The 3,402-nt window shown below is 62.9% G+C and carries 5 protein-coding genes; 3 read left to right on the top strand and 2 right to left on the bottom strand.

The window, feature by feature from the left end:
• Both AC1D1X_RS18855 and AC1D1X_RS18860 read left to right on the top strand, forming a co-directional pair.
• Positions 1–906, top strand: a 906-nt coding sequence (locus AC1D1X_RS18855) for an HAD-IC family P-type ATPase (RefSeq protein WP_477698881.1), incomplete at its 5' end; no start/stop codon positions are given.
• 90 nt (positions 907–996) lie between these two features.
• Entirely contained in the window at positions 997–1,395 is a 399-nt protein-coding gene (locus AC1D1X_RS18860) for an SRPBCC family protein (RefSeq protein WP_477671411.1), read from the top strand.
• Between the two features lie 2 nt (positions 1,396–1,397).
• Here the strand turns inward: AC1D1X_RS18860 and AC1D1X_RS18865 are convergent, their stop codons facing one another.
• On the bottom strand, positions 1,398–2,024 hold the full coding sequence (locus AC1D1X_RS18865) for a LysE family translocator (protein WP_477671410.1): 627 nt from the start codon (positions 2,022–2,024) through the stop codon (positions 1,398–1,400).
• Between the two features lie 119 nt (positions 2,025–2,143).
• On the opposite strand from AC1D1X_RS18865, the gene AC1D1X_RS18870 reads away from it, so the two are divergent.
• The gene (locus tag AC1D1X_RS18870) at positions 2,144–2,824 is read left to right on the top strand and encodes a DNA-3-methyladenine glycosylase I (protein WP_477671409.1); all 681 of its coding nucleotides are present in this window, start codon (positions 2,144–2,146) and stop codon (positions 2,822–2,824) included.
• A gap of 1 nt (position 2,825) precedes the next feature.
• Here the strand turns inward: AC1D1X_RS18870 and AC1D1X_RS18875 are convergent.
• Positions 2,826–3,402: magnesium and cobalt transport protein CorA (locus AC1D1X_RS18875; RefSeq protein WP_477698882.1), on the bottom strand; the 577-nt coding region annotated here is incomplete at its 5' end.

Below are 3,402 nucleotides of genomic sequence, written 5' to 3' on the forward strand. Positions count from 1 at the left end.
GCGTTCGACCGCGCAGTTCCCGCAGTGGGCTTCAGCGCCGACGAAGTGCTGCGGCTGGCCGCCAGCCTGGACCAGGGCAGCGAACACCCATTGGCCGAAGCCATGGTGGCCGCAGCACGCGCGCGCGGCCTGGCGCTGGACACGCCAGAGAACTTCGAGTCCGCCAGCGGCATCGGCGTCAACGGGCGTGTAGCCGGCCGGCTGCTCGCACTCGGCAATACGGAGTTGATGGCGCAAGCTGGCGTGTCAGTAGATTCGCTGCTGGCCCAGGCGGAGGCCCTGCGGGCCGAAGGCGCCAGCGTGATGCACCTGGCGGTCGACGGCAAGCTTGCGGGCCTGCTCGCCGTGGCCGACCCGGTGAAAGCCAGCACGCCCGAGGCGCTGGCGGCGCTCAAAGCCGCTGGCTTGCGCGTGATCATGGCCACAGGCGACGGCCTGACCACAGCCAAAGCCATCGCCGGGCGCCTGGGCATTGACGAAGTGCACGGCGGCGTGCAGCCGGCAGACAAGCTGGCACTGGTCAAGCGCCTGCAAGAGGAAGGCCATATCGTTGCCATGGCCGGCGACGGCATCAATGACGCCCCGGCCCTGGCCCAGGCCAACGTGGGCATTGCCATGGGCACAGGTACCGACGTGGCCATGAACAGCGCCCAGATCACGCTGGTGAAAGGTGATTTGCGCGGCATCGCGCAAGCCCGGAAAATTTCGGAGGCGACGATCACCAACATGAAGCAGAACCTCGGTTTTGCCTTCGTCTACAACTCCCTCGGTGTCCCGCTGGCCGCGGGGCTGCTCTTTCCCTTTACCGGCTGGCTGCTGTCGCCCATGATCGCGGCCCTGGCGATGAGCCTGAGTTCGGTGTCGGTGATCAGCAATGCACTGAGGCTGCGCGGGAAGCGTTTGTAACCGGTGCTTAACAGGGCTGACTTCGCCCGGTTTGATTGCTATGCTGCGATGACAAGGCGCCACCCCGGCGCCAGCCAGACTGGGGTCGCCATGGCCACGATCTACAAGGAATTCACCGTCGACGCCGGCATAGACAGCGTCTGGGACGCGCTGCGCGATTTCAACGCTGTGCACCGGCGCCTTGCGCCGGGCTTCGTGGTCGATTGCAAACCTGGCGAAGGCAGCCGCACCGTAACCTTTGCCAACGGCATGGTCGCGCACGAAGTGCTGGTGGGCATCCATGAAGGGATGCACCGCCTCAGCTACACCGTGGTCGGCGGCAAGGCCACCCATCACATGGCTTCGGCGCAGCTGTTTTCCGAGGGCGAAAACCGCACCCGCTTTGTCTGGATCACCGACGTGCTGCCCGATGCACTGGGGGAATACATCGACACGATGATGACCCAGGGCGCGGCGGTGATGCAGCAGGCACTCGGCAGGCCGGCCTGAATTCAGGCCGGCCGCTTGGCCAGCAAGGCCCAGACACCGGCCATGGACAGCAGCGAGCCGCCCGCGAAATTAAAACGCCGCTGAGCGCGCGGTGAGGCCAGCAGTGTACGGGCCGACGCGGCAAACACCGCATACAGCGTGGCGTTCAGGCTGGCCATCACCACAAAGGTCACCGCCAGCACCCAGAGCTGTCGCGTCACGTCGGCGCCGGGGTTGACGAACTGGGGCAGGAAAGCCACAAAAAACACAATGCCCTTGGGGTTGAGTGCAGTGACCAGGTAAGTGTTGCCGAACAGCTTCCACAAGGAGCCAGGCACCTCGGGCGCTGCCGCCTGCATGGGCGAAATTCCGGCGCGCAGGAGCTTGATGCCCAGGTAAAGCAAATACAGGCCACCGGCCCACTTGACTAGCGTGAACCAGAAGGCCGATGCCGCGAGCAAGGCGCCCAGGCCGAACAACGAGACCACCAGCGCCGTCGAGTCACCCAGCGCCACGGCGGCCACCAACGGGATGTTGGCACGCTTGCCGTGCGCCATCGAGTAGCTGATGACCGTCAGGATGGTCGGGCCCGGGATGATGAGCAGGACGGCGGTTGCGGCGACGAAAGCGAGCCAAAGCTGGATGGACATGGTGCGTTGTTCCGAAGTTGTGGATCGATGAAAGGGAGCGTGCTTCATGATACTGCCGGGCGGCCAAAGATGAATCACCTCACCCGCACGGCCCTGCCCGCATTTGCCTAAAATTGCCCATGCCTTCCGCCATCCCGCCCAAGCGCCCCAACGTTGCACCCTCCCCGGCTGCCGGCCTTTTTATCGATGACACCCACACCGCGCGCTGCGCCTGGTGCCAGGCGACGCCCATCTACCGCAACTACCACGACAGCGAGTGGGGCTTTCCGGTGGACGATGAACGCCGGCTCTTCGAAAAAATCTGCCTTGAAGGTTTTCAGGCCGGCCTCAGCTGGCTGACCATCCTGAACAAACGCGAATCCTTTCGCAGCGCGTTCGCCAACTTCGATGCCGAGCAGGTGGCCCGCTTTGGCGAGCGTGACATCAAACGCCTGGTCAATGACGCCGGCATTGTGCGACACGCGGGAAAGATTGCTTCGACCATCAACAATGCCAAGCGCGTCATCGAGCTCCGAAAAGAATTTGGCTCGCTGGGCGCTTTTGTCTGGCGGCTGGAGCCCGAAGCCAAGAGCCGGCCCGCACGCATCACGCACGAGGCCGTGAAAGCCATGCCGACTTCTCCGGCCTCCATCGCACTGTCCAAGGATTTGAAGAAACGCGGTTGGAGCTTTGTGGGCCCCACCACGATGTATGCCTTCATGCAGGCCATGGGCCTGGTCAACGACCATATCGAAGGTTGCGCCAGCCGCAAGTCCGCGCTGGCAGCGCGCACGGCGTTTACCCCGCCTCGCGTGTCGTAACTTAAAGCCAGCGTGCGCGCTTGAAACGCCAATAGAGTAAAGAGCACGCCACCACAATCATGCTGATGGCCATGAGGTAGCCGTAACGCCATTTGAGTTCGGGCATGGCTTCGAAGTTCATGCCCCATATGCCGGCAAACGCCGTGCAGACCGCAAAGATACTGGCCCAGGCCGCGAGCTTCTTGGTCACTTCGCTCTCTTCAATCGTCACCATCGCCAGGTTCACCTGGATAGCAGTGCCTATGGTGTCACGCATGTTTTCGATCAATGCGTTGATGCGCGACAAATGGTCAACCACGTCGCGAAAATAATCCTGCACTCCACTGCAGATCTGAGGAACCCGGCCGCCATAGAGTTTGCTGGCCCCTTCGAGCAGCGGCGCCACTGCGTGCTTGAGCACCATCACGCTGCCCTTGAGTTCGTAGAGCCGTTCGATGTTCTTTCGCGCAGCACCGGGCGTGAAGATTTCCTTCTCGATCAGCTCCAACTCGGTCTCGAGTGCGTCGAGGATGGGAAAGTAACGGTCAACCACCGCGTCCATCAGGGCATACAGCACAAAACCCGAACCGTTGCGCAGC

The organism is Polaromonas sp. P1_G4 (assembly GCF_056405475.1).